Source organism: Hahella ganghwensis DSM 17046, from assembly GCF_000376785.1.
GTDB classification, from domain to species: domain Bacteria; phylum Pseudomonadota; class Gammaproteobacteria; order Pseudomonadales; family Oleiphilaceae; genus Hahella; species Hahella ganghwensis.
Window position 1 is genome coordinate 1 of the sequence record NZ_AQXX01000087.1, and the last position, 26,992, is coordinate 26,992.

The 26,992-nt window shown below is 49.8% G+C and carries 18 protein-coding genes and 1 rRNA gene; 15 read left to right on the plus strand and 4 right to left on the minus strand.

The window, feature by feature from the left end; all coding sequences use genetic code 11:
- The first annotated feature begins 108 nt into the window (after positions 1–108).
- Positions 109–222: ribosomal RNA gene (gene rrf, locus F566_RS0106420) — 5S ribosomal RNA — on the plus strand.
- A gap of 632 nt (positions 223–854) precedes the next feature.
- Here the strand turns inward: rrf and F566_RS0106430 are convergent.
- Complete coding sequence (locus F566_RS0106430; RefSeq protein WP_020406163.1) at positions 855–3,734, minus strand: response regulator; 2,880 nt, start codon at positions 3,732–3,734, stop codon at positions 855–857.
- A 643-nt stretch (positions 3,735–4,377) separates the two neighbouring features.
- Here F566_RS0106430 and cysM point away from each other — a divergent pair.
- The 4 genes from cysM (at position 4,378) to mazG (ending at position 10,121) form a co-directional block, all read left to right on the plus strand.
- Entirely contained in the window at positions 4,378–5,265 is an 888-nt protein-coding gene (gene cysM / locus F566_RS0106435; protein WP_026179806.1) for a cysteine synthase CysM, read from the plus strand.
- A 193-nt stretch (positions 5,266–5,458) separates the two neighbouring features.
- A complete protein-coding gene (gene rlmD / locus F566_RS0106440) occupies positions 5,459–6,793 on the plus strand; it encodes a 23S rRNA (uracil(1939)-C(5))-methyltransferase RlmD (RefSeq protein ID WP_020406165.1) in 1,335 nt (444 codons plus the stop codon).
- Positions 6,794–7,000: 207 nt separating this feature from the next.
- A complete protein-coding gene (relA, locus tag F566_RS0106445; RefSeq protein WP_020406166.1) occupies positions 7,001–9,250 on the plus strand; it encodes a GTP diphosphokinase in 2,250 nt (749 codons plus the stop codon).
- Positions 9,243–10,121, plus strand: a complete 879-nt coding sequence (mazG, locus tag F566_RS0106450; protein ID WP_020406167.1) for a nucleoside triphosphate pyrophosphohydrolase — start codon at positions 9,243–9,245, stop codon at positions 10,119–10,121. The genes relA and mazG overlap by 8 nt, the downstream gene beginning before the upstream one ends.
- Before the next feature lie 80 nt (positions 10,122–10,201).
- Here mazG and F566_RS0106455 read toward each other — a convergent pair whose 3' ends face one another.
- Positions 10,202–10,546 carry a hypothetical protein gene (locus F566_RS0106455; protein ID WP_020406168.1) on the minus strand — a complete coding sequence of 115 codons (345 nt, stop codon included), beginning with the start codon at positions 10,544–10,546 and terminating at the stop codon, positions 10,202–10,204.
- A gap of 428 nt (positions 10,547–10,974) precedes the next feature.
- Between F566_RS0106455 and ppc the strand changes: the two genes are divergently transcribed.
- The 10 genes from ppc to F566_RS0106505 all read left to right on the plus strand — a co-directional run bounded on the left by ppc (position 10,975) and on the right by F566_RS0106505 (position 22,064).
- The gene (gene ppc, locus F566_RS0106460; RefSeq protein ID WP_026179807.1) at positions 10,975–13,614 is read left to right on the plus strand and encodes a phosphoenolpyruvate carboxylase; all 2,640 of its coding nucleotides are present in this window, start codon (positions 10,975–10,977) and stop codon (positions 13,612–13,614) included.
- 244 nt (positions 13,615–13,858) lie between these two features.
- Positions 13,859–15,244 carry an HDOD domain-containing protein gene (locus F566_RS0106465; protein ID WP_026179808.1) on the plus strand — a complete coding sequence of 462 codons (1,386 nt, stop codon included), beginning with the start codon at positions 13,859–13,861 and terminating at the stop codon, positions 15,242–15,244.
- Positions 15,245–15,593: 349 nt separating this feature from the next.
- Positions 15,594–16,247 carry an adenylate kinase gene (gene adk / locus F566_RS0106470; RefSeq protein WP_020406171.1) on the plus strand — a complete coding sequence of 218 codons (654 nt, stop codon included), beginning with the start codon at positions 15,594–15,596 and terminating at the stop codon, positions 16,245–16,247.
- A 71-nt stretch (positions 16,248–16,318) separates the two neighbouring features.
- Positions 16,319–17,032 carry a tRNA (adenosine(37)-N6)-threonylcarbamoyltransferase complex dimerization subunit type 1 TsaB gene (gene tsaB / locus F566_RS0106475; RefSeq protein WP_020406172.1) on the plus strand — a complete coding sequence of 238 codons (714 nt, stop codon included), beginning with the start codon at positions 16,319–16,321 and terminating at the stop codon, positions 17,030–17,032.
- 55 nt (positions 17,033–17,087) lie between these two features.
- A complete protein-coding gene (locus F566_RS0106480) occupies positions 17,088–17,888 on the plus strand; it encodes an undecaprenyl-diphosphate phosphatase (RefSeq protein WP_020406173.1) in 801 nt (266 codons plus the stop codon).
- 137 nt (positions 17,889–18,025) lie between these two features.
- Entirely contained in the window at positions 18,026–18,382 is a 357-nt protein-coding gene (locus F566_RS32120; protein ID WP_020406174.1) for a hypothetical protein, read from the plus strand.
- Positions 18,369–19,184, plus strand: a complete 816-nt coding sequence (locus F566_RS0106490) for a class I SAM-dependent methyltransferase (RefSeq protein WP_020406175.1) — start codon at positions 18,369–18,371, stop codon at positions 19,182–19,184. The genes F566_RS32120 and F566_RS0106490 overlap by 14 nt, the downstream gene beginning before the upstream one ends.
- Positions 19,185–19,782: 598 nt before the next feature.
- The gene (locus F566_RS0106495) at positions 19,783–20,691 is read left to right on the plus strand and encodes a DMT family transporter (protein WP_020406176.1); all 909 of its coding nucleotides are present in this window, start codon (positions 19,783–19,785) and stop codon (positions 20,689–20,691) included.
- Between the two features lie 116 nt (positions 20,692–20,807).
- Entirely contained in the window at positions 20,808–21,356 is a 549-nt protein-coding gene (locus F566_RS0106500; RefSeq protein WP_020406177.1) for a cytochrome b, read from the plus strand.
- Between the two features lie 132 nt (positions 21,357–21,488).
- On the plus strand, positions 21,489–22,064 hold the full coding sequence (locus F566_RS0106505; protein ID WP_020406178.1) for a YceI family protein: 576 nt from the start codon (positions 21,489–21,491) through the stop codon (positions 22,062–22,064).
- Positions 22,065–22,117: 53 nt separating this feature from the next.
- On the opposite strand, the gene putP is transcribed toward F566_RS0106505, so the two are convergent.
- Together putP and putA are read right to left on the minus strand one after the other, a co-directional pair.
- Complete coding sequence (putP, locus tag F566_RS0106510; protein WP_020406179.1) at positions 22,118–23,590, minus strand: sodium/proline symporter PutP; 1,473 nt, start codon at positions 23,588–23,590, stop codon at positions 22,118–22,120.
- Between the two features lie 124 nt (positions 23,591–23,714).
- Positions 23,715–26,894: a bifunctional proline dehydrogenase/L-glutamate gamma-semialdehyde dehydrogenase PutA gene (gene putA / locus F566_RS0106515; protein ID WP_020406180.1), complete on the minus strand. Its 3,180-nt coding sequence runs from the start codon at positions 26,892–26,894 to the stop codon at positions 23,715–23,717.
- Positions 26,895–26,992: the final 98 nt, after the last annotated feature.

The window sequence follows — 26,992 nt, forward strand, 5'->3', positions numbered from 1 at the left end:
CTTGCTTATCCGATTGTTACGAGTGATCGAATGCCGATTTTATCAGTGGCCTTGCGAAGGTAAGAAAGCAGGGTTGCGAAACGAACAAGCCAAGGCTTAGCAGTTTCGCCTGATGATCATAGCGAGCTGGAACCACCTGATCCCTTTCCGAACTCAGAAGTGAAACAGTTCAGCGCCGATGGTAGTGTGGTTCGTCCATGCAAGAGTAGGTCGTCGTCAGGCTTCTAATACATAAAGAAGGCTCATCCTAGCGGATGGGCCTTTTTTATTGGGGATATGAAAACCAAGACCTACGGGAGTGCCTGGGCGGGAAAAGGGCTTATCAACAGTTTGATAAGATCCCGGTCAGGCGGGTGAAGCTCTGCGTAGCCCCGGGTCGTCGTCAGGCTTCTAATACATAGAGAAGGCTCATCCTAGCGGATGGGCCTTTTTTATTGGTGGGATGAAACCCCCAACCTCTCCCCCTGGCCCTGTCCGGATACACTTTATTGTCTGGAAGGATATTAAACTGCCTGTCCGTGGCCTAAGAGGATATGTGTAGCCGCCTGAAAGCGCCTTTAAGACGGATCAAGGCCGAGCAGAACATGATCGATGAATCGAGCGCAGAGGTCATTGGCTTCCGGGGTTTCCTGGGCGACAGAGAGAGACAATTTCTCCTGCCTGGGGAAGATGGATCGATAGATCCATCTTCGGCTATTGAAGTGCTTCTTAGCCTCTTCTGCGGCCAAAGATGAGGCTCAGAGCGGTTAAGCATGAAGCTTCTGTTGGGTTGGAATCAACTTACATTTAAGGGGGGATAGCCACCCGTCTAGAGAGTGGCTGCTGTCCAGAATGTAGATCACGACTGAAATGATTTAAGTTGCCTGGCTAACCTGAAAGTTGCGTAAAGATGTCTGCCAATCATTTCTTTCGGCCCAGTACTGTACCCGGTCAATTTCATCTATCAGAGCATAGAGTTCACTTTTGTGTGGTTGCTCCTTCTTGATCAGGGTTTCTAACTCTCCGGCTTTTCTACGTAAAGCCGGAACGCCGCAATAACGGCTGGCACCATGTAACCGGTGAACGCGCTCAAGAAGCTTATCTTCTTCCTGTAATTCGTACGCTTTTTGAATAGAGGCTTTGTCTTCAGGTAAGCTCTCAAGCAGCATAGAAAATAGTTCTTCAGCCAGGTCGGGTTTGTTTCCGGCGAGAATAATGCTGTTCTGCAGGTCTACGGATGGTTCTGTGGCGAACTTAACTGACGGCTTGATTTTTCCAACATCCCCCTGAGGAACCTTGCTTGCTCCCTGAGACTGTAATGTGAGATGAATGCCGGCTCTTCTTGCGATAATTCCCTGTAATTCCTCTTCATTGGTGGGCTTTGTCAGATAATCATCAAATCCGCTTTTTAACAGGTGTTGGCGTTCATCTGTCAACGCATGGGCAGTCAGAGCGATAATCGGGGTATGGCGCTTTCCTGCTTCAAATTGTCGGATTCTTTGAGTGGTCTCGATGCCGTCCATTCCCGGCATCTGGACATCCATAAAGATAATATCGTATTTCTTCAGCTTGGCTTTGGTGAGTGCCTCATAGCCGCTGTTTGCGGTGTCAGTGTCTGTGCCAAGTTCATGGAGAAAAGCCTCCACCAGTTTCAAGTTTGCCGAATTGTCGTCAACAGCAAGAACTTTGGCTCGTTTGTAATCTTTTTCAAGGGGCTGTCCGTCGTCTGGGATTGGGTTGTCTGGAAGTAGCTCTCCCGGTGCACCGGTAATAAGTTGCGTGAGTGCATTGCCAATGCGGCGCTGAGATGGCGGTTTAATCAGATAGTTGGAGGCTTCGGCCAATATTGGCGGCTCATCTGCTCCAAGGGTGATCGTAGGGGTCAGCACGAGCGTTCGACAATCCAGTGAGAACTCAAGTTGTCTGATGGCATCGAGGTAAGACGAAGAGCGCAGATGATGGCGCGTGATGCCGATCAGTGCCACGGCATAACCTTCGCCCTTTTGTTGTGCCTCAGCCACTTTCTGAATTAGTTCTGAAACGTTATCAACGGTTTTGAGTTCGGCGCCCCACTTTTGAAGAGTGTGCCGTATGGCTAGTCCCGTTTTTGGTTGGTTTTCCAGATAGATGATTCGTTCACCGGCAAGATCCGGTTGATAGATATCGTTTTCCGGTTGTTCAGGGGCAATGTCTACTGGCAGGACGATCCAGAAAGTTGATCCTTTTCCTAGTTCACTTTCCACACCAATAATGCCGCCCATTTGTTCTGTCAGTCGGCGGGAAATAACCAGACCAAGCCCTGTACCTCCGAAGCGTCGGGCGGTAGAGGCATCGGCCTGGCTGAATGCGTTAAACAGAGTGTTTTGCTGAACTCTGGATAGACCCACGCCAGTATCTGTCACTGTCACTTTTATGGTGGATCGATGATGTTCATCTTCGTCTTCCAGCATGACTCTGACAACCACTTCACCACTCTGGGTAAACTTAATACCGTTGTTGACCAGATTGGTGATGATCTGCTTCATGCGTAGAGGATCACCCATGATGTGTTCAGGCACATCGGAATAGATCAGACCGGCGAGGTCCAGGTTTTTTTCATGGGCTCCCGGGGCCAGCATGGTTAGAACATCCTCAACAATTTCACGCAGATTCATGGCGGTGTTGTCGAGTATCAGCTTGCCAGCTTCAATTTTAGAGAAATCCAATATGTCATTGATAATCGTGAGCAGAATTTCGGAGGATTTATAGATGGTATTTAACTGGTCTCTTTGTTGAATCCCGAGGTTACTTTTAGCCAGTAGTTTAGTGAAACCGATGATGCCGTTAAGAGGGGTTCTGATCTCATGGGACATATTGGCAAGAAACTCCGACTTCACGCGACTGGCCTCAAGGGCTTCTTTGCGTGCCAGATCCAGCTCAATGTTCTGTATTTCAATCGTCTCTAGTGTTTCCCGCAGATCTTCTGTGGCCTGGTCGATATTCTGCTGCATTTCAATCCGGGATTTCTCCAGAGCTTCAGCCATGGAGTTAATGCCGTCTTGAAGGTTGGCGAGTTCGGGGCTGGCTTCAATAAACACACGAGTATCCAGTTTACCTTCACGAATTCGGTTCAGGGCGTCCGAGACATCGCTAAGTGGCCTTGTCAGATCCCGGCTGAGGCGTAAGGCCATATAGGTGCACAAAATTACCGCCAGAGTGACGGCGACAATGGCAAAGAGAAGTGTTTGGTATTTCGCCAGGTCCGTCGGAGCACGACTGACTTCAACCACTGCCCAGCCGACGAGGTTTTCCTTGGATTCCTGCGTGGAAAATGCTGAATTCGGCGGTGTTGTATTCGAACTTTCGGAAAGCTCTGCCTGTTGCCAGATCGGCATACTGAAACGCAGTACTTCGTAACTGGAATAAATCGTCAGTTGATTGGCAAGGCTGGCGGGTATAGTTTGAGGTTCCATCAGCTTAGGGCCAGCATGAGCAAGAATTTGGCGTTTATTGCCGTAGATGGTAACCGAACGTATATCACGTTCTTCCAGAACTGAGGTGGTCAGACTGGATAGTTGAGCACGCTGAGAAGACGTAACGCCGTAGGTCGCGGCATTGGCCATATGGCGGACTGAATCTGTTCCCCGCTCCAGGAGAGAGCGGTTTAAATCTGTCAGCCGTGTATAAACAAAGGCCGTCGACATAATCAGCGCGATACCCAATGTTGGTATCAGGGTGAGAAGAATAACTTTGGTTTCTATGCCCCAATGCTTCATGAGAGTCTGGTTTCAGTTGTTATTGTGAGTTCATGGCAATTGGTATCCCTAAGGAGGTCCCTGGCCGCAAGTTTGACTCAAAGATCACCACTTGATCAGTTGCTGACAAACTCTAAGCTGACTTTACCTAACGTGCCTGTGAAAAACTACCTGTGTCTAACTGGGGAAGAAAAGTCACTCCCCGATACCGGCTATTATTCGCTTAAGACAGAAAGTTTTCGATAGCAACTTCGTAAACCAGTGAACTGAATTCCTCAGGGGGCTGCATGTCTTTAATGCCGGAGTTCATTTTACCGAACAGGGGATGTAGCGACTGACACTGGTTGCTCGCCAGGGCGTATAAATCGTGTGTTTTCCACCCTGATAGCTTAAATGGCAGGGATTTAATTGAATGCTTATATAAAAGCATGCTTTTTATATTGGAAAAGAATATAACAGGTTGAAGTTGAATTGCTTATCATGGTGTCCACTTTATGGCTTTCAATGATAAAGCAAAGGCTGCAATAAATGAGGTTAATGCCGAGCCAGAACCATAACCTCGTCAAACAGGAAGCTTGCAGCCACTTTTACTCAGTAACTGTAATATAGAAGGCTTGGCTTTAGAGCCAAGAGATAACCAAGAGATTAAAGAGTCACAAGTTATATGTCTTATCCGACAATAGAATCATGCGTGGGCAACACTCCGTTAGTCAGGTTACAGCGATTGCCTGGCAAGACGAGCAATACGATTTTGGCCAAACTGGAGGGGAACAATCCTGCGGGTTCTGTTAAAGACAGGCCAGCACTGAGCATGATTCAGGAAGCAGAAGCACAGGGTAAAATCAGGCCGGGTGATACGCTGATAGAAGCAACCAGTGGGAACACCGGAATCGCTTTGGCGATGGCTGCTGCCATGAAAGGCTACCGGATGATTCTGATAATGCCCGCGCATATGAGTGAAGAGCGTCGTGCTGCCATGTCTGCCTACGGGGCTGAAATTATCAGTGTGACCCGCGAAGAGGGCATGGAAGGCGCTCGAGATCTGGCCAAGGAAATGGAAGCCCGGGGTGAGGGCACAGTATTGGATCAGTTTGCCAACCCTGCGAACCCGCTGGCTCACTATCGCACAACGGGACCGGAAATCTGGCAGCAAAGTCAGGGGAGGATCACCCATTTTGTCAGTTCCATGGGGACAACAGGCACTATCATGGGGACTTCAAAGTTTTTAAAAGAGCAGAATCCGGATATACAAATTGTCGGTCTGCAGCCAGGAGAGGGGGCGTCTATACCCGGAATTCGCCGGTGGCCGGAGGCATACTTGCCACGGATATTTGAGCCTGAAAGAGTGGATCAGATCCTGGATATCAGTCAGGAAGAGGCAGAAGTCACCATGAGGCGATTGGCCAGTGAAGAAGGCATTTTCTGCGGTGTTTCTTCTGGTGGCGCGATTGCCGGTGCGCTAAGAGTCTCCCAGCAGGTCGAGAATGCTGTCATCGTCGCCATTATATGTGATCGGGGGGACCGCTACCTTTCTACAGGTGTTTTTTCATAATGAAAGTAAGCTGGGCTGATGGTGCTCTTATGCTTGATAAATAAGTTGTTTTCTCTTTCTGTCTGAGCTGTGAGGCTTGAAAATCCCCGATAATCGGGGGGCTCAAGCCTTACACTATAAGCTTCGGACGTCTATAATGCCGCACTTTTTTCCACACCATTCCATTTGTGAATCACGCTGAGAGAGTTTCCTGATGTCCAGACGACGTAAAGCCCTGCCGACCACTCCAGTCACCTGCGAGATTGAGTCATTAAGCCACGAGGGCCGTGGCATTGCGCATCTAGACGGAAAAACCCTGTTTGTGGACGGTGGGCTTCCTGGTGAAACAGTCACTGCACGTTACGTTAACAGTAAGCGGAAGTATGACGAATTGGCGACGGAGTCTGTGTCAAATCCTCATCCGCAGAGGGTCACGCCTCCCTGCGCACACGCTCATGTCTGTGGTGGTTGCTCCATGCAGCACGTGGACCTTTCGTTCCAGATTGTGCATAAACAGCAGGTATTGCTTGATCATTTGCATCATTTTGGTGCCCAGACACCTGATGAAATCGTCCCGCCGATCACAAGTAAAAGTGTTGGATACCGCTCTAAGGCCAGACTCGGGGTGCGCTTTGTCATCAAGCGGGACGAAGTGCTCGTTGGTTTCCGGGAACGATTCAGTAATTTTCTGACAGCGATAGATACCTGCCCTGTTCTGATTGAATCTGTTGGCATGCGAATTCCTGAGCTGAAAGCTCTCGTGCGAAGTCTTTCCTGTTATCAGAGAATCCCTCAAATAGAGGTAGCGGCAGGTGATAAAACGGTTGCTCTGATCATACGGCATATGGAACCTCTGACTGAAGACGATCTGGACAAGTTGAAGTCATTTTCCAACGAAACCGGATTGGCGCTTTATTTGCAGCCCAAAGGTCCGGATACCGTGCATAAACTATGGCCGGAGGATGGTCAGGAAATGCTCGAGTATTCTTTGCCGGCGCATCAACTTAAGTTGGACTTTCACCCTACGGATTTCACCCAGGTGAACCGTGAGATCAACGCCAAAATGTTACAGCAGGCGTTGGAATGGTTGGCTCCAAAGAAAGATGACCGAATTCTTGATCTGTTCTGTGGTCTGGGTAACTTCACCCTTCCATTAGCGCGTCAGACTGGCCATGTGGTTGGTGTGGAAGGTAGTCAGGCGATGGTAGAGCGCGGTTATCATAATGCCCGCAAGAATGGGATAGAAAACGTCGAGTTTCACGCGGCCGACCTTCATCTGCCGATGACTGAAAGTCAACAGAAGCCTTGGGTTGGTGAATATGACCGAATCCTGCTGGACCCACCACGTTCAGGGGCCGAAGAAATCGTTAAATCGATTGAATTGTTTAATGCCGCCAGAATTGTCTATGTCTCTTGTAATCCTGCCACATTGGCCAGGGATGCAGGTATTCTGGCACAGAAGGGCTATCGATTGGTCAGAGCGGGTGTGATGGATATGTTTCCCCATACTACTCACGTTGAGTCTATGGCGCTTTTTGAAAAGATCTGAATCAGATTCCAATGAGTCTGAAGGAAAGGAAATGCGCTTGTCGCATCTAGTGATAACCGGCGAATGCCGGCAGAGTGTAAACCCAGGGGTTTAATTTCAGCGGTAGTGGACCCATTTATGCCTTTGGAGTGGGAAGTCAATTGCCTGAGCGGATTCTCAGTCATTTCCCGCGTCCCAAGATAATCAAGAACAAAGTGAAACACATACATGGTTAAAGTTCGCGAAGATTACCCTCTTCTGGAAGATGGTTCGGTTGACATCGACAGCTGGATCGATCGCCTGCAACAGCAGGAAAACCTTGAGGATGTGGAGGTTCTTCGGCAGGCTTGTGTTCTCGCCAAGAATATCGAATCTGAGGCGGTCAGGTCCGGCAACCTCTGGTATGACAACACCACCAGCTTTGTCACCGGCCTGGAAATGACCCAGATTCTGGCAGAGCTTCAGATGGACACCCCCAGCCTGATTGCGGCCGTACTCTATCGGGCGGTCAGGGAAGAAAAGCTTAGCCTTGGGACAGTGGAGAAAGAGTTTGGTTCAGAGGTGGTGCACCTGATATCCGGTGTACTGCAGATGGCGGCAATCTCCAATATTCATCAACCCTACCAGGGAACGGTATTGGGGCAAACCCAGACACAGGTGGATAATATCCGCCGTATGCTGGTCACTATGATCGATGACGTGCGGGTTGCTCTGATCAAGCTGGCTGAGCGAACCTGTGCAATCAGGGACGTCAAGAATGCCAGCTCAGATAAACGCCATCGCGTGGCTCGGGAAGTTTTCGATATCTACGCACCTCTGGCTCATCGCCTGGGGATTGGTTATCTGAAATGGGAGCTGGAGGATCTATCTTTCCGTTATCTGCATGAAACGGCCTACAAGAAGATCGCCAAACAGCTTGATGAGCGTCGGGTCGATCGCCAGAAATTTATCGAAGAAGTGTTGTCTGCTCTGCGTCACGAACTGGATCAGTACAATATCAAGGCTGAGCTGTCCGGGCGCGCCAAGCATATCTATAGTATCTGGCGAAAAATGCACCGCAAAGGCATTGATTTCTCGCAGATCTATGATATTCGCGCCATTAGAATTCTGGTTCCTTCGGTCAAGGATTGTTATTCGGCGCTAGGGTTGGTGCATTCTTTATGGCGTCATATTCCCCATGAGTTTGACGACTACATCGCCAACCCCAAACAGAATGGCTATCAGTCTCTGCACACAGCAGTGGTAGGCCCACATGCCAAGGTCATGGAAGTTCAGATCCGGACTCATAAAATGCATGAGGAAGCTGAACTCGGAGTTTGTGCTCACTGGCTGTATAAAGGGACTGATACACAGCAGAAATCTCACGGTTACGAACAGAAGATCGCGTGGTTACGTCAGGTATTGGAGTGGCAGGAAGAGCTTGGGGCGAAGACATCAGACTTGGTGGAGCAATGGCGTAACGATATTGTCAGCGACCGTATATATGTTTTCACGCCAGAAGGGCATGTCATCGATCTGCCTTCCGGTTCCACACCGATTGATTTTGCCTACAAGGTTCACACAGAAGTAGGTCATGCCTGTCGAGGTGCCAAAATCAACGGTCGCATTGTTCCGCTAAACTATATGCTGAAGACTGGTGATCAGGTCACCATTCTGACCTCCGGCCAGGCAAAGCCGAGTCGTGACTGGCTTAATCCGGATCTGGGATATGCGGCGACCTCCCGGGCCAGGGCCAAAATTACACACTGGTTCAAGCTACAGGATCGTGATCAGAATATTGAAGACGGTCGTGAAATTCTGGAAGACGTACTTAAACGCTTGTCCCTGGAAAAAGTTCCATACGAAGAGCTGGCCCAGAAAGTTAATCTGCATTCCGCAGAGGATATGTTTGCGTCAATAGGGGCGGGTGATCTCAAGCCGATGCAAGTAGCTCATATCGCCCAGAAAATGTTGGAGCCGAAAGAACACCAGCTCAGTCTTCAATTGCCGAGCTCTACTACTGATACCAGTAAAAGCGGTGATGTGCATATTCTTGGGGTGGGTAATCTGCTCACGCAGATGGCCAATTGCTGTAAACCGCTGCCGGGAGACCCCATTGTTGGCTACATTACTATTGGTCGTGGAGTCTCCATCCATCGGCAAGACTGTATGAATGCCTTGCAATTGCAGTCTACTGAGCCCAATCGCATTATCGAGGTGAGTTGGGGAGATACCGAATACACCTATCCGGTGGATGTGCAGATCGATGCCTATGACCGTTCCGGGCTATTGCGAGACATTACGATTCTTCTGGCCAATGAAAGGGTGAATGTCACCACCGTTAACACCCAGTCGGACAAAAAGCTCAATACGGCACGCCTGTTATTGACTATAGAAGTGGCTTCTCTGGAATCCCTGGCCAGGGTGCTGGACCGTATTCGCCGACTGCCGAATATTATTGATGTACGACGCGCGCATAGCGGGGAAAAGTATGGCTGAAGAGAACAGAGCATCCGGTAAGTACAGCGTTGAAGATCTTATTTACCTGATGGATCGGTTGCGGGACGCTGAAGACGGCTGTCCCTGGGACCTGAAGCAAACCTTCAAAACCATTGTACCCCATACCATTGAAGAAACTTATGAGGTGGTGGACGCTATTGAGCGTGAAGACTGGCCACATTTGATGGATGAACTGGGAGATCTGCTATTTCAAGTCGTGTTTTATTCCCGCCTTGGAAAAGAGCAAGGGTCGTTTCAGTGGGAAGGTGTAGTGGATAATGTGGTGCGTAAGCTCCTGCGTCGACACCCCCATGTTTTTCCGGAAGGCACTCTGGAGAGTCGGGTAGATCCAGAATGCAAGATTTCTGAAGCTGAGATTAACGCCAATTGGGAGAGAATAAAAACGGAAGAAAAGCGTCAGGCAATGATTTCTGGTGGTGCAGAAAGTGAGCAGCCTGCGTCATTGTTGCGCGATGTTCCCAGAGCCTTACCGGCAATGAGTCGGGCATTAAAGCTGCAGAAAAAGGCCTCTAGCGTTGGCTTTGACTGGCCTGAGGTCACACCGGTGATTGCCAAGATCAGGGAAGAGCTGGATGAACTTGAACAGGCGATTCAGGAGGTTGGTGGTTCGGGTCATCAGGAAAAGCACCACATAGAAGACGAATTTGGAGATGTATTGTTCGCCTGTGCCAATCTGGCGAGATTTATTAAGGTCGATCCGGAAATGGCATTAAGAAGTACCAACAGTAAGTTCGTCAGGCGGTTCCAAAGAGTTGAGGCTTTGGCGCAGGCAGGCAATGTCAGTCTGAGTGATGCAACCTTGGAGCAGATGGATGCATTCTGGGAACAGGCCAAGAGTGAAGGGCTTTAGGCTGGAAGCTGTCCCGGCTCTGGACTGAACCGGGAACCTAATATCTCTGCGACCAATGTTCAGGTCATCAAACCACCAGCTTAGTTATTGGCAGCCTTGATTTCCTGCTTCAGCATGGATATGTATTTCTTGCTGAGGTTAAGGAAACGAGGTGTGGGGCCGACATCCTCAAAAAGCGGATCACCCATTTCGTCTTCAGCAACCACTTTTTGCCCTTCAACATAGGGGAAGCTGGTTTCCAGTTCATCAAGGGCTGCGGATATCAGTTCACGGATAATATCTTCCTGCTGGCGTTTTGGGTACATTTCCGCCAGAGCAGCAATTCTTGCAGCGTCCTCAAGTTCCAGTTTCAGATTATATTCTTTATGTGTAAGTCGGGCTTTTGCGTTGGATTCCCACTCTCTCACCAGAGTGCTGATTTTCATAACGAGTACCTCGTATCAACAGCTGATCCATGATAAACAATGTCCTTCTAAATTTAAGTGTAGGCAGTGGTCAGCTGAGCCTCCATACGCGCATATACCTAAAACCCTTTGTTATCAACCAGACCTTTGGCACTACTGTCCGTGATTAATGTATTAGCGTTACCACAAAAAATGTGGCTTGAGTCTGAGTAGTTCTAACACCTCGAGCGTTAGATCCATAGACCCTTTCCTAATGAGTTTAGTATTGAACCTGAGGCCAGCCACAGGTTATCTGTATTCAAATGGTGAGGACTTTGTTAAGTCTCGTAATAGCAACAGGTTACTGAATTCATTATTCTGTTAAAAAAAGCGTCGGCACGCCCTGATAAAGGCGCTAATAAAATGGGGCAGGGATCGATTGAATTTATTCCATCATCAGGCAGGTAATTATGACGAAGGAGCTACATCCGGATTTACGTGAAAACGTTCGTCTCATGGGAGAACTGTTGGGGCTGAATATCCGTCACCACCTTGGCGATGAGGTGTTTGAAAAGATTGAAAAAATTCGTATGGCTGCCAAGGCGGATCGTCGTTCGGATTCTAATCAGAGAAAGCAGCTGAAGGATGTTCTGGCGAGCCTTGAGGATGAGCAACTGGTGCCGGTTGCCAGAGCATTCAACCAGTTTCTGAATCTGGCCAACATCGCGGAACAATATCATACAGTACGCCGCAGAGCGCCGAAGGATGAACTGGTACACAACCGTATAGATACTCTGGAAGAGGTTTTCGAGCGCCTGATTGGCAAAGGGCTGAGTGGCGAAAAAATTGTTGAGCAACTTCAGGATATGTCTGTCGAATATGTCCTGACAGCACATCCGACGGAAGTGACCCGTCGTACCCTGATCCAGAAATATGATCTGATCGCAGAAACACTTGAGGCCCTGGATCGGGACGATCTGCTTGATGCTGAATATGAGTCTATGGTGGCCACTTTACGTCGCTTGATTGCGGAAGCCTGGCATACAGATGAAATTCGTTACGAGCGCCCTACTGCGGTAGATGAAGCCAAGTGGGGGTTCGCGGTCATTGAGTATTCATTGTGGACGGCGGTTCCGGCATTCATGCGGCAAATGGAGAAAGCCCTGAAAAAACAGGTGGGGCTGGATTTGCCTTTGGATGTGACCCCGATTCGTATTGCTTCCTGGATGGGAGGAGATCGTGACGGCAATCCGAATGTCACTTCTGAAGTGACTCGAGAGGTCATGACCCTGAGTCGCTGGATGGCGGCGGACTTATATTTGAGAGACATCAAAAAACTTCGCTCAGAGCTTTCCATGACTGCCTGTAATGGTGAAATGGCCAGAGCCTCCGGGCAGGCAAGAGAACCCTATCGTAAAGTGCTTGGTAAGCTCAGGTCCAGGTTGGAAGCTACTCGTAGCTGGGCGTCGGTTTTTCCTCCGCAGCCCCCCTCAGGTGAGGTGCTGCTGGAGAACAAGGATCTGCTGGAACCTTTGATGATGTGCTATCGGTCATTAATTGACTGTGGGATGGAATCGATAGCTAACGGCCCATTGCTGGATGTCATTCGTCGGGCTCAGTGTTTTGGGTTGCAGCTTGTGAGATTGGATATTCGTCAGGATTCCGACCGGCATGCAGACGTGTTCAAGGAATTGTGCAGTTATCTGAACCTGGGGGATTACGCCTCCTGGTCGGAGAAAGAGCGTCAGGAGTTCTTGGTTGAAGAATTGCAGGGCAGGCGGCCTTTGATCCCTCGAGACTGGAAGCCCAGTGCTGAAGTGGCAGAAGTCCTGGCCACCTGTAAAGTTGTGGCAGAGCAGCCTGTCGAGGGATTGGGATCTTATGTGATCTCAATGGCCAGAGCGCCGTCCGATGTCCTGGCAGTCATTCTGTTGCTGCGCGAAAGCGGCATACAACACTCAATGCCTGTTGTGCCGTTGTTTGAGACTCTGAATGATCTTGAGAATGCCGCAGAGAGTATTGATAAACTGCTGTCCAATGCCTGGTATAAGGATTACACCCAGGGACAGCAGGAGGTCATGATCGGTTATTCCGACTCAGCCAAAGATGCCGGTCAGATGGCTGCTGCCTGGGCGCAGTATCAGGCGCAAGAAGCGCTGGTGGAAGTCGCCGGTAAGCATCAGGTGAAGTTGACGTTGTTCCATGGCCGGGGCGGAACGGTTGGACGGGGTGGAGGTCCTGCTAATCGGGCGATCCTTTCGCAGCCTCCGGGTTCCGTCAATGGTAGCTTCAGGATTACCGAGCAGGGTGAAATGATCCGCTTCAAGTTTGGTCAACCCAGGGTTGCAGAACAGAATCTTCATTTGTATCTGGGAGCGGTACTTGAGGCCTCGCTAACTCCCCCTCCAAAACCCCAGCCGGCCTGGCGTGAGATGATGAGTGATCTATCGAGCACTGCAGTGGAATCCTACCGTGCCGTTGTCAGAGGGCATGAGCATTTCGTTGAATATTTCAGGTCCGCGACTCCGGAACAAGAACTTGGAAAGCTGGCATTGGGAAGCCGGCCGGCACGTCGCAAGTCCACGGGTGGAGTGGAAAGTCTCAGGGCAATTCCCTGGATATTTGCCTGGACCCAGATGCGTTTGATGCTGCCGGCCTGGTTGGGTAGTGATGAGGCATTATCAAAAGCAGTGGAACAGGGTAAAAGTGAACTGTTGCAGGAAATGCTGGATCAGTGGCCGTTCTTTGAAACCCATATCGACATGCTGGAGATGGTGCTGTCAAAGGTGGATCCGGATATCGCCAGTTATTATGAAGAACGTTTGGTGAGGCCTGAACTGCACTCTTTGGGGCAATCCTTGCGGGAGAGGGCAAAGGCTGTTGTTGGACTGTTGAATGAACTTAAAAATCAGGATGAACTGTTGCGGGATAATCCGGTGTTTCAGCAGTCTCTGAAGGTGCGCAATCCTTACACGGATCCTCTGCATTTTCTCCAGGTAGAACTTTTGGTGCGCGATAGAGCGGAAGGAGAAACCAACAAGGAGACCGTCGAACGCGGGCTGAAAGTTTCCATGGCCGGTGTTGCTGCCGGGATGCGTAATACTGGCTGACCGGTGAATATTGGATCGCAGAAAGATAAAAATATGTAATTCAATGAACTAGCGTCACAGGTTACAAAAAGGCTACAAGCGGTAAATAACCTTTACCGCAACCTGTGACGCTATTGGCACTGTGAATTTCCAGACACAGATTAAACTTGGATCAATAGGTTCTGCAGACTGCTTCCGCCGGGTTATAATGACTGCAGATCCAGAGTGAAGTCGATGTTCGGTGTAATTCAGGAGATATCCAGCAGTGCCAGTTGCATCTCGAGTCATGCAGTATCTAAATCGTCAGGGGTTGGCATATCAGCAGCTCCACCATGATCGGGTCGGCACATTGGAAGCTGCCATCGAAGTGGCAAAAGTTGTTCAGGATGAAGTGGCTGTCGCGGAAATTCTGGTTGATGCCAAAGGTGTAGTGATGTCTATCACTCCCTTGGGAAAAAAGATGGATCTTGAACGCCTGAATAAAATGACCCACCGTAATCTTCAACGGATTGCCCAGCATCAGGCGGATAGGCTCTTTAAAGATTGTGAGCCCGGTTCCCATCCTCCCGTTGCAAAAGCCTACGGGGTTCACGCGATATGCGATGAAACCCTGTTCAGTAGAGAGCAGATCTACATTCAATCCGGTAGTCATACGACATTGTTGCGTTTGACGAAGGATTGTTTTCAGCAAATGATGGGGAATGCCCTGAAAATGAGTGTATGTGTCTGCGAACAAGTCGCAGATGCCGCTGCTGGTAACGACAACTCTCTTCAAGAAGTGGATATTAAAGAACGTCTTAACAGGCTTTACCGTTTACCCCCAATGCCAACTGTGGCGGCCAGGATTCTCCAGATCACTCAGGATATCGATGCATCTGTTGACGATTTAGCCAAAGTGATAGAACAGGACCCCAGTTTGACAGCGCAGGTGCTGCGGCAGGCGGCTTCAGCGCTCTATGGCTATCGAGGTGAAATCAAGACGATAAAAGACGCTGTTGCCCGTGTTTTGGGGTTTGAGCGAGTCAGTCAGATCGCACTTTCCATTGCAGCCAGCAAGGCTTTTGACCTACCCAAGGATGGCCCTTTAGGGCTCCGCAATTTCTGGAAACATGCAATGCATTGCTCACTTTTGGTCCAGAGGCTGGCCTTTCATGTGCCCGATAAACGTGTAGACCCTGGTGTCGCCTACCTTGCCGGACTGTTGCATAACTTTGGTTTATTGCTCTTGGGACATCTGTTCAAACCGGAATTTGGCATGCTGAACAAATTGGCCGCTTCAGAGCCATATACCGAGCTGTCGTCCCTTGAAAAGCAGGTGCTGGGAATGGGGAGTGCCAAAGAGTTGGTGGGTGTCGGACATGGTCAACTGGGGGCAATTCTGTTGGAAAAATGGCAACTGCCTGAGGAGATTACTGCCACTGCAGCTCATCACCAGGAAAAGGACTATGAAGGCGAGCACCAGGATTATGTGGCCTTGATTCAACTGGCAAACTGTCTGTTGAAAGAATTGGAGCTTGGGGACGACCTTATGCCGGACGACCCTATCGTATATACGCGGCGGCTGGGGATAGATGCTGATATTGCCTTCGAAGTCTTCGAACAACTGAAACAATCCAGTGCAACACTGACTGATTTAGCCGCCGGGATGTAACAGGCTGTTGTGCCATAAATCCCCTGAATGACAGGAATTCAGTACAAGGCTTCAGCTTGCCCCCCGATATCCGTATAATCCCTTCCTTTGCGACGTAAGTCCCCTATAATCCTCCCCCCTATTTAGTGCAGGTGAGTAGTACAGGTGAGCTAGTGAAATTACAGTTGAACTAGCAAGTTCGGGCGAGAAAAGAATACGGGTGAACTAGTGGCTTGGGTTGTCTCTCTATGAGCCCTGCCACGCCGGCACACCGCAATAACAACTTCAAGGGTAGTGGTCGGCCAGTCTGCTAAAAAATGTCATTGGACTGGCAATCAAACGAAAAATTCTGATTAGGAGTGTATTTGGTATGAGAGTCATTTTATTGGGTGCCCCAGGCGCTGGTAAGGGCACACAAGCTCAAAATATCATGAAAAAATACGGTATTCCGCAAATCTCTACCGGAGATATGTTGCGTGCAGCGGTCAAAGCCGGTACACCACTGGGACTCAAGGTAAAGGAAGTGATGGCCTCTGGTGGTCTGGTGTCTGATGACACAATTATTGCACTGGTAAAAGATCGTATTCAGGAACCGGACTGTGCCAAAGGCTTCCTGTTTGACGGTTTTCCCCGTACCATTCCTCAGGCGGAAGCGTTGAAGGATGCGGGTGTCAAAATTGATTATGTTGTGGAAATTGCTGTCGATGACGAGGAAATTGTCAGCCGTTTGAGCGGTCGTCGTGTTCATGAGCAGAGTGGACGGGTTTATCACGTCATACACAATCCACCTCAGCAGGAAGGTAAGGATGATGTAACCGGCGAGCCTCTGATTCAGCGCGAAGATGATCAAGAAGATACGGTCCGCAAGCGTCTTGAGGTGTATCACGCACAGACCGCGCCATTGGTTGATTACTATCAGGATTGGGCGGCTAAGGATGCCGGTACTGCCCCGAAATATTTCCGTGTCGAAGGTGTTGGTTCAGTCGAACAAATTCGCGAGAAGGTTTTTGACGGCCTGTCCTGATATCATGCGATGCTAACGGCGTCATTTTTTTAATGGTGACGCCTTTGTGAAACCCTGCCCAGAAATTACTGATGCCCCATATCCTTGCCCTGGATACTTCCACAGATGCTTGCTCAGTCGCACTGGTGACTGAATCCGAGACCATTGAACGATACTCTCTTGAACCCAGATCCCATGCCCGTTTAGGGTTGCCCATGGTGGATGAGGTTTTGAAGGAGGCTGGACTCGATCTATCGATGCTGGATGCTGTTGCATTTGGCAGGGGGCCCGGATCTTTTACAGGTCTGCGTATCGCAGCCGGTCTGGCGCAGGGTCTGGCATTTTCACGACAATTGCCGGTGGTTCCAGTCAGTACCTTGGAAGCAATGGCTTATGGCTACCTGCATTCAGAATATAAGCTTCGTGACGGCGCTGAAGGTTCACCATGGATTTTGTCTGTGTTGGATGCTCGCATGAGTGAAGTTTATGTCGCTCTTTACCAAGCTGAAGACAGCAGTCTTTGTCTGAAAGGGGAAGAGAGGGTGTTGCCGCCATCGATGGTCACTTTTCCTTCAGAAGCCACTGCCGTGTCGGCTATCGGTAGTGGCCTGTCATATCTGGCTGAAATGCCGGAGGCGACTCAACTTGCGATTGCCCATCAGGAGCCTGACTGGCACCCTCGTGCGGCGGCTGTTGGAAAGCTGGCACTAAAATATTTTGCTGCTGGTAAGGTCGTTTCTCCAGCCGATGCCCAACCAATCTACCTGCGAGATGAAGTGACTTGGCAAAAGCTTCCCGGACGCTGAATCTGACCGTCCTCCTTTAATTGAAATTGTTCAAAATGCCTTAAAAGGAAATTACATGTCCTGGTTAGAAGTTGTGGTGTTGGCCCTAGTACAGGGGTTAACCGAATTTTTACCTATATCCAGTTCTGCACACCTGATACTCCCTTCCCAGGTATTGGGCTGGGAAGATCAGGGGCTGCTGTTTGATGTCGCCGTTCATGTCGGGACTCTGTCAGCTGTCATGCTTTATTTTCGCAAGGATATTTACAGTCTTACCGTCGCATGGTTGCGTCAGATTACCGGTAACGGCAGCTCTCAGGAAGCCCGCTTGGCTTGGTGTGTTATATTGGGGACGATTCCCGCTGGGCTTGCTGGACTCTTTGGATCTGACTGGATTGAAGCTAACCTTCGTTCAGCCCTGGTGATTGCCCTGGCCACTATAGGTTTCGGTATACTGCTTGGAGTGGCTGATCGCAAGACCGGTACCCGGGATATGAATCAACTTACTCTCAGAGACGCTCTGCTTATTGGCTTATCCCAGGCTTTGGCGTTGATTCCAGGGACTTCTAGGTCTGGTATTACAATGACATCCGCCTTGTTTCTAGGCCTGAATAGAGATACCGCAGCGCGTTTTTCATTTCTGCTGTCTATTCCTCTGATTATGGCTGCCGGGCTCCTGAAAGGTGTTGAGCTTGCAGAGACCGGGACTGATTCCCAATTTATGGTGGTTGCTGTGGGAACTGTCTTATCTGCGGTTAGCGCATACGCCTGTATCCACCTGTTTTTGAAGTTTCTGGAAAAACTGAGCTTTATGCCGTTCGTTATTTATCGTTTACTGCTGGGCGTGGTTCTATTGGGTTGGGTTATTGTCGGCTGACGTGGCTGATCAGTTTTTACAAAAGTTGACTATACTTTGACCTTGTTAAGGTGTTTAGTTAGAGATTCAGCCATTGTCGGCTGGTGACATAACAAGAACTTCTAGAGAATTGGCGGCGGGAATTTGGCCGGGTTTCTATGATTGGTGGAATTGGTAATTCATTACCGTTGCTTCCGCAGAATCGCCGGGATCTGACTGAGAATACTCAAGAGCAGCGGCGCGAACTGCAGCAACGTTCTGCAGCTGGCGATGCTGAACGGGCATCCGCTCTGGCAGCAGATCCTAACGCCAGTGAACAGGTTCTGTCCCAGCCGGATGTTCGCCGAGTCGAGGCTTTGAGGGAGGCAGAGGAAAGCCGTTTTCAACGGCAAAGAGAGCAGGATGAGCTTCCCCTTGGCAATCAGCAGGCACTTAGAACCTACCAATCAAATCAATCTACTGTGGCCCAGGATAAGAATACCGGAGAACTTGTAGGTATTGATGTCTTTGTCTGACACGGCGGTTACTCAAGACGCCATTCCATTCTATATTTCCGCAAGCGACCCGGCCCGCGTATCTGAGGCTATCTCGTTTGCCGAAGAATTCGGCTATTGTTTTTGCCCTTCTGAGAAGCTGCCTGAACAGAGCCTTGAACCTGTCTATGTCATGGACTATGGTCCGGATTATGTTGCGTTGCTGAGTTGGTACAAAAAAGCTCCGGGACCTGTTTATGTGGATTTTATTCATGGTGCTTTGGAACACCGGCGTCTGCATGGCGGTGGACGGGGCGAGATGATTGCCAAAGCTGTTGGATTAAAAGGGGAAGTGAAATCCCTGCACATTCTTGATGCCACTGCTGGCCTGGGCCGCGATGCCTTTGTCCTGGCCGCGTTGGGTTGCAGGCTGGACATCTACGAAAGGCACCCTGTGGTGTATCAGCTACTCTATGATGGCGTTCATCGAGCTCGTGTATCAGATCATACCGAGGCTAACGAGGTGGTAGATCGCATGACGCTGTATTATGGAGAGGCTGATTGGGGAAAGCCGGTTGATGTCATTTACCTGGATCCCATGTTTCCCGAGAGAAAGAAATCCAGCCAGGTTAAGAAGGAAATGCGAATTTTCAAGGATATAGTGGGAGGCGATGCGGATAGTGATTCTTTATTGATTCGTGCGCTTGATGCGCCGGTTAAGCGTGTCGTGGTGAAGCGCCCTAAAGCTGCGCCGTTTCTGGCAGGTAAAACGCCAAGTGTACAACTTAAAGGGAAGAGTGGCAGATTCGACGTATACTCCCTCAAAAGTCTGCTGAAGGAATAACGGGAAGTGAAGTAAGGGTTGCGGCTTCACTCTGTGGCGAAGACATCCTGTGGTAGTCCTTTTGATCCCCGCAGGCCTTGTTGGCCTTGAAGTTCGGTGATCCGGATAATCCTCCCTGCAGTCGTCTTTCGCCTCAAGTGAAACTGGCTCTCCACCCCTAGTGCAACAAAACTGGGGGAGCCGTCTGAGTCAATAAATTAGTTGTTGCTTGGTACTACGATATCTTCGTCAAATTGATTTTCCATGGTGCTTTCTCCTCTTGTTGAGTTGTATACAATATAGACAATCCCGTGAATTAAATCTTTACGTAAATTCCCGTATCTATACTATTGTATTAATTGAGATTTTGTGATTGTCTCTTGTCATTCGAACGTCGTAAGACGAAAGTTTAAGAAGCTCGTTCTGCCCAAATCCTGTCTAATGCTTTGTATCTATGCACCTGTATTGACTGTCCCGGTTGATATCTGTGGTGCAAACTGTCTGTCATGGATTCTCGTGACACTTTTATTTATATGAAGCATGAAAGGACTTGGTCTTTTCCGAAGATCTGATTCCTAACAGGGAAGGATTCCATGATGAAATATAGAGAAAGAATGACATGAGTCCTTCGGATCTGATGCTTGTGCTGATCGCTAATTTGGCGTGGGGATTCAATTTCATTGCCGGCAAAGAAGGGGCTACTCACTTCCAGCCGCTGTTTTTTACTGCCGTTCGCTTTGCTTTCCTTCTGTTGATAATGCTTCCCTGGCTAAGGCCAGCTCCAGGGGTGATGAAGCCATTACTCAGGGTTGCTCTACTGCTCGGAGTCTTTCACTTCAGCATGATTTTTATGGGGTTGCATGCTGGCGGAAATATTGCGTCGGTGGCAATTGCGACTCAGCTCTATGTGCCTTTTTCTGCGATTCTTGCGACCATTTTTCTCAGAGAAAAGCTTTCACTGGTCAGGATTCTGGCTATCGTGATTGCATTATCGGGCGTAATGCTGATCGGTTTTGATCCTATTGTATTCAATCATCTCGATGCACTGCTGTGGGTCGCTGGCGCGGCCTTTGTGATGGCCGTTGCCACGATTCTTATGCGGCAATGTCCCGGTCTTGGAGTGTTCAGACTACAAGCCTGGATTGCACTGGTGGCGACTCCGTCGCTCCTGTTGCTGTCGCTGATATTTGAATCAGGGCAGTGGGATATTCTTAAACAATCGTCATTATTGGACTACTGGACACCACTGTATTCTGCTATCGGTGCTTCCGTTGTCGGCCATGGCATTGTTTATTATCTGGTGGGACGGTACCCCGTTTCCCTGGTCACTCCCATGTTGCTGCTGGCGCCCATTCTGGCAACGATCTTCGGTATCCTCTGGTTTGATGATGTGTTGGGCTGGAGGCTGATTGTCGGAGGCTTGCTGACTCTGGTTGGTATTACGCTGGTTTCAGTCAATATTAAGCAATTGAGGCGATTAGTTTACGGCAACGATAAGGGGAAAGAATTCGAAAAATTAGAAAGCTAGGTGACAAAAAAGTTACTTTTTTTACGAATAATTATCCCTTTAAATACGCCTGATATTCACTGGGGCTGCTCCCCTGGTGACCAATTTGTCATTGATTTCAATTAGTCAGGTTACAGATGTTCAGAAATTCTTCCAAAGGATACGGTTGGCTGACCATTTTAATCCATTGGGTTGCGGCTTTGGCCATCTTTGGGTTGTTTGGTCTTGGGGTGTATATGGTAGACCTGTCCTACTACGACCCTTGGTATCACGATGCACCGGAAATTCATAAGAGTATCGGAATGCTCCTGATTATTCTGGTGATGTTTCGTCTGCTCTGGCGCTGGCTCAATCCTCGTCCTCATCCGGTGGAATCCTTGTCTCGACTTGAGAAAAGTGCCAGTGAATGGGTGCATCGCGGACTTTACCTTATCATTCTGATCACACTTGTCATGGGCTATCTGATTCCTACTGCAGAAGGTCGGGGAGTTAACGTATTCGGCTTGTTTGAGGTTCCGGCGCTGTATGCTGGAGGCGAAGATATGGCTGATCTTGCCGGTGAGATACACGAATGGCTGGCCTGGGCTTTGGTTATCTTCGCTGCAGTTCACGGTATTGCTGCGCTTAAACACCATTTTATCGATAAAGACAAAACGCTTGTCCGGATGTTGCGTCCGGAGAAGTAAGCTTCACGCAGACATACTGGCGAAAGTTAGTGTCCATGTTGCTGATCTAGATTGGGGGCAGCATTGGGAAAGTAACCACCCATTCCATATATAAATTCACTAATGTCTGAAAATTTACGAGGAGAATCTTCAATGAAGAAGTTGTTGATGGCTGCTGCGTTTGCCGGTGCCAGCTTGTTCAACGTTGCTGCGTTGGCTGATGATTATCAATTTGATACTGAGGGGCAGCATGCTTTTATTCAGTTCAAGATCGGTCATCTCGGGTTTAGTTATATTGTTGGCCAGTTTAATCAGTTTGATGGCTCTTTCAGCTATGACGAGAGCAATCCAGCCGCTTCAAAGGTGAGTGTAACAATCGATACCAGCAGTGTAGATACCAACCATGCAGAGCGTGACAAGCATTTGCGCAGTGCAGATTTCCTCGAGGTGGATAAGTATCCCGAAGCGACCTTTGTGAGCAAGTCTGTTAAGCCCATGGGCGACGGCAAAGCACAGATCGTTGGTGATTTCACTTTTCATGGCGTGACCAAAGAAGTGGTGATCGATGCCACCCACGTTGGTGGTGGTAAAGATCCCTGGGGAGGCGTGCGTCAGGGCTTTGAAGGTACTACCAAATTTGCTCTTAAAGATTTTGGAATTCCCAAGGATTTGGGGCCTGCCTCCAAAGAAGTGGAAATCTACATGTCTTTTGAAGGTGTTCGCCAGTAATCTGCGGGCAAAAAAAGCCCGGCGCAAGGCCGGGCTGAACGCGAGGGTTAAACTTAACCTACAGCTTCATCAAACTTTTTCTGGATACTTTGTGATGGCTCGCCTGTTGCCATGGAAACTCCTACAACGGCAATTGCGGCCAGGATAAAGCCAGGAATAATTTCATAAAGATCGAAAATTCCGCCACTCAGTTGCTTCCAGACCACCACAGTGACACCACCAACGATAACTCCTGCCAGAGCTCCATTACGGTTCATTCGTTTCCAGAACAGTGCCAGGATCAATACAGGACCGAATGCTGCGCCGAAACCTGCCCAGGCATAGCTAACCATTCCCAATACTTTGCTCTCTGGATCCAGTGCAATCAGGGTTGCGATCAGGGCGATACCGATAACTGCCCCACGGCCTACCATGACCAGTTCTTTCTGTGTCGCTTTCTTACGGAACAGCGCTTTATAGAAATCTTCCGCAAGTGCTGACGAGGAAACCAGCAGCTGAGAATCTGCTGTACTCATCACCGCAGCCAGGATTGCTGCAAGCAGTACGCCCGCAACGACTGGGTGGAATAGCGCATTAATCAGCAACATAAAGGCTTTTTCTGAATCTTCCAGAGGAGCGTCAAAGAAAGCGATAGCTGCGAAACCACACGCGACCGATCCGATTAGAGTCAATGCTGTCCAGCTCACTGCGATGCGACGTGCCATGGGAATATCATTCTCAGAGCGGATGGCTTTAAAACGCGCAAGAATATGTGGTTGACCAAAATAACCCAGTCCCCAGCCCAGCAGTGACAGGATAGCTATAAGCCCCAGAGGTTCTCCGGAAGAGTTGGTCCAGGCATCAAGCAATGCTGTATTCTTGCTGGCCATCGCTTCTTGGGCAGCACCCCAGCCGCCGTCAGCATTCAGAGCAATGACTGGTACGATGATCAAAGCGGCGGCCATTAACAGGCCTTGCACCACGTCTGTCCAGCTAACAGCCAGAAAACCGCCGAAAAGGGTGTAGGAGACGACGGCTACTGCACCAGCAACGACTGCAATGTGATAATCAAGACCGAAAACCGTTTCGAATAGCTTGCCACCGGCAACCAGACCGGAACTTGTGTAGAAAAGGAAGAACAATAGAATAAAGAAAGCTGCAATTACGCGCAGGGCATGGCTGCGGTCTTCGAAACGGTTCTCTAGAAATTCAGGAATGGTCAAAGAGTCTCCGGCAGCCTTGGTATACATCCTTAGGCGGCGTGCCACGACGAGCCAGTTCAACCAGGTTCCGACCAGCAGGCCGATGGCAATCCAGCTGGCTTCGTAACCTGCTGCGTAAGCATAACCGGGCAGACCCAGAAGCAACCAGCCACTCATGTCTGAAGCCCCGGCGCTCAATGCTGAAGGGAAGGGACCAAGATTACGGCCGCCCAGAATATAATCGGACATATTTTGCGTTCGCATGTATGCCCATAGGCCGATTGCCAGCATGGCAATCAGATACACCATGAAGGTCATCCCCACGGCTAATTGGTTTTCTATCATTCGAAGTACTCCTCGATCGATTTTCTTGTTGTTGTAAAACAGGTGGTACGCTTGTGCCCTATTATAAAAATGTCATGGCGCGATGAAGCCTGAAACTCCTGATGAAGTTTCAGGCTTCAAAGGATCAAACGTGTTCCACCCCCAGTGACAGCAAGGTAGCGTTTCCGCCTACAGCTGTCGTGTTGATGGTCCGAGTCCTTTCATTGGTGAAGCGGTGGAGGTAGTGTGGACCTCCGGCTTTTGGCCCGGTGCCTGACAGGCCCCGGCCGCCAAATGGTTGCACACCGACAACAGCCCCAATCTGGTTGCGGTTGATGTAGGTGTTGCCGACTTTTACGTTCTTCTCAATATACAAAGCTGTGGACTCATTACGGGAATGGATACCCAGTGTGAGACCGAAGCCAGTGTTGTTGATGCTTTTAATCACGTTATCCAGGTCGGCAGCGTCATAGCGCACTATGTGAAGAATCGGGCCGAACTGTTCTTCGGTCAGTTCCTCGATTCCGCTGATCTCGAAGGCTGAAGGTGGCACGAAATATCCCTTATCAGCATCGTCCGGCAGATTGGCTCTACTTTGCCACTTGGCCGTTTGGGACATCTTGCGGATGTGATTGATCAGTTTGGTCTGTGCTTCCGCATCGATGACCGGGCCGACATCTGTTTTCAGCAAGCTGGGTTCGCCAACATTCAGTTCCTTCATGGCGCCGTCCAGCAATTCCATGATGTTGTCTGCAATATCCTGTTGTACGAACAATACCCGCAATGCTGAACAACGCTGTCCGGCACTGGCGAAGGAGGATTGCACAACATCTTTGACCACTTGCTCCGGCAGTGCGGTACTGTCAACGATCATGGCATTTTGACCACCGGTTTCTGCGATCAGAGTACCGATAGCGCCCTCACGTGCCGCCATGCTGCGGTTAATAATATGCGCGGTTTGGGTTGAACCGGTAAAAGCAACGCCGGCAACTCTCGGGTCGGAGATCAGGTCCGGACCGATTTTGGCTCCATCGCCCGGAAGGAACTGCAGCGCTTCTTTGGGGAGTCCTGCTTCAAACAGAAGTTGTACAGCCCGATGAGCAACCAATGTGGTTTGCTCGGCCGGTTTGGCAATCACAGCATTACCTGCAACCAGAGCGGCCACCATTTGGCCGGTGAAGATCGCCAGAGGGAAGTTCCACGGGCTGATGCAGACAAAGATACCGCGACCTTCCAGGTACAGCTCATTTGACTCTCCGGTAGGCCCGGGCAACAGAGTAGGTGTACTCATTTCTTTACGGGCCTGCTGGGCATAATAACGACAGAAATCCACGGCTTCGCGAATTTCGTCAATACTGTCCTGCATGGTTTTACCGGCTTCGCGACAACATAGTGCCATCAGCTCAGCAAAGTTGGCTTCCATCTTGTCTGCGAAAGCTTCAATGATTTTAGCGCGATTGTCCGCAGGCGTTTCATTCCAGAGGGGGAAGCCTTTTTCCGCACTGTCCAGGGCGTTCTTCAGGTGTTGCTGGCCACTCCAAAGAACGGTTCCCACTGACAGGTTGCGGTTGTATGGGCTGACGATCGTTTCGCCGGCGCCTTCAGTATCGGCCTGTCCGTTAACGATTGGTGTCGCATGCCATTGGGTGTTATCCCAGAGCCGGATTTCTTCTTGCAAGGGCTGATATTGTTGTTCCACGAATAAGTTCACTCCTGCCGAGTTTGGACGGTCTGGATAGATGTCTCCAGGTAAGGCAATTCGGTTGTTAAACAAGTGTGTATATTTCTGCAGCTCAAGCGCCGGATGGTGGACCAGACTGGAAATCGGCGTTTCCGCATCGACCAGTCTGTGTACGAATGACGAGTTGGCGCCGTTTTCCAGCAGACGTCTGACCAGGTAGGGCAACAGGTCTTTGTGCGCGCCGACGGGTGCATAAATACGGACGTTATAGTCATGGTTGGCGAGAATGGTTTTATACAGAGCATCACCCATGCCGTGTAGACGCTGGAACTCGAAAGGTCTGGTAGGCATTTGTTTGGCATGATAAAGCACACAGGCCGCTGTATGAGCGTTGTGGGTGGCAAACTGCGGGTATATTCGACCAACAGTTTGCGGGCTGAACAGGAACTTCATGCAGGCCAGATAAGAAACATCAGTGCCTTCTTTCCTGGTATATACCGGGTATCCGGGAAGCCCCTTTTGCTGGCAAAGCTTGATTTCGCTGTCCCAGTATGCGCCTTTTACCAGACGTATCGGAATTACGTCACCCTGTTCCTTGGCCAGAGCTGCTAACCAGACCAATACCGGAAGTGCTCGCTTGGAGTAGGCCTGCACCACCAGTCCGAGCTGGCCCCAGCCCTGGTTTACGGAAGAACGGTACAGCTTTTCAAACAGGCGCAGAGACAACTCGAGACGATCCATTTCCTCAGCATCAATGGTGATGCTGACGTTCTTGTCGCGGGCAAACTTCAGCAGTTCCATCAGGGTGTTATAGAGCTCTGTCTGAACTCGGGATTCCTGTGCCTGTTCATAACGGGGATGCAGGGCAGACAGCTTGATGGAGATACTTGAGGAACCGGGCTTTTCGGCGTTTGATGAATCGGCCCCAACGGACGCAATCGCCTGCATGTAGGAATCGAAATAGCGTTTGGCATCATGGGTTGTCAGTGCTGCTTCGCCCAGCATATCAAACGAATAGCTGTAGCCTTTCTCCCGGTACTTTCGGCCGTTATCCAGTGCTTCCTGGATGTCGCGACCCAGGACAAACTGCTTGCCCATGATTTTCATGGCCTGATGCATTGCGGCTCGGATCACAGGTTCACCGCTGCGCTTGACCAGTCGGTTTAATACGCTGGCGGGGCGGCCGTCGAGGGTGCGGTCCATCTTGACAACTTTACCGGTCAGGAGGAGTCCCCAGGTAGAAGCGTTGACAAGAGTGGATTCGCTTTTGCCCATGTGTTTTTCCCAGTCTGCACCGGAAAGACGGTCTTCAATCAGGGCATCGGCAGTTCTCTTGTCCGGAACCCTCATCAAGGCTTCTGCCAGGCACATCAACAGAATACCTTCCTGAGTATCCAGGCTGTATTCCTGCAGCAGAGCATCTACCATATGGACGGAGTCGTCCTGTTTACGGACGTTTTCGATCAGCCTGGTCGCTTCTTCTGTAATCTGACCAATACCGTCAGTGTCAGGTTGTGCCAGGGGAAGAAGTTCCTTCAGATAGCTGGCTTCATCAACAGCATAGTTGCTGGTGATGTGTTGCCAGATCTGGTCCAGGGGTTGATTCAGTAAGTCTTCAGCGAGAGCGCTGGACGCCTTGAACATAGATGGATTTCCTCCGTCCAAAGCTCGACATGGAGTGGCTCGAAGCCTGAGAATTGTCGAACAATTGTTGTTGTTAATGACATGCTGTTATCAGCACG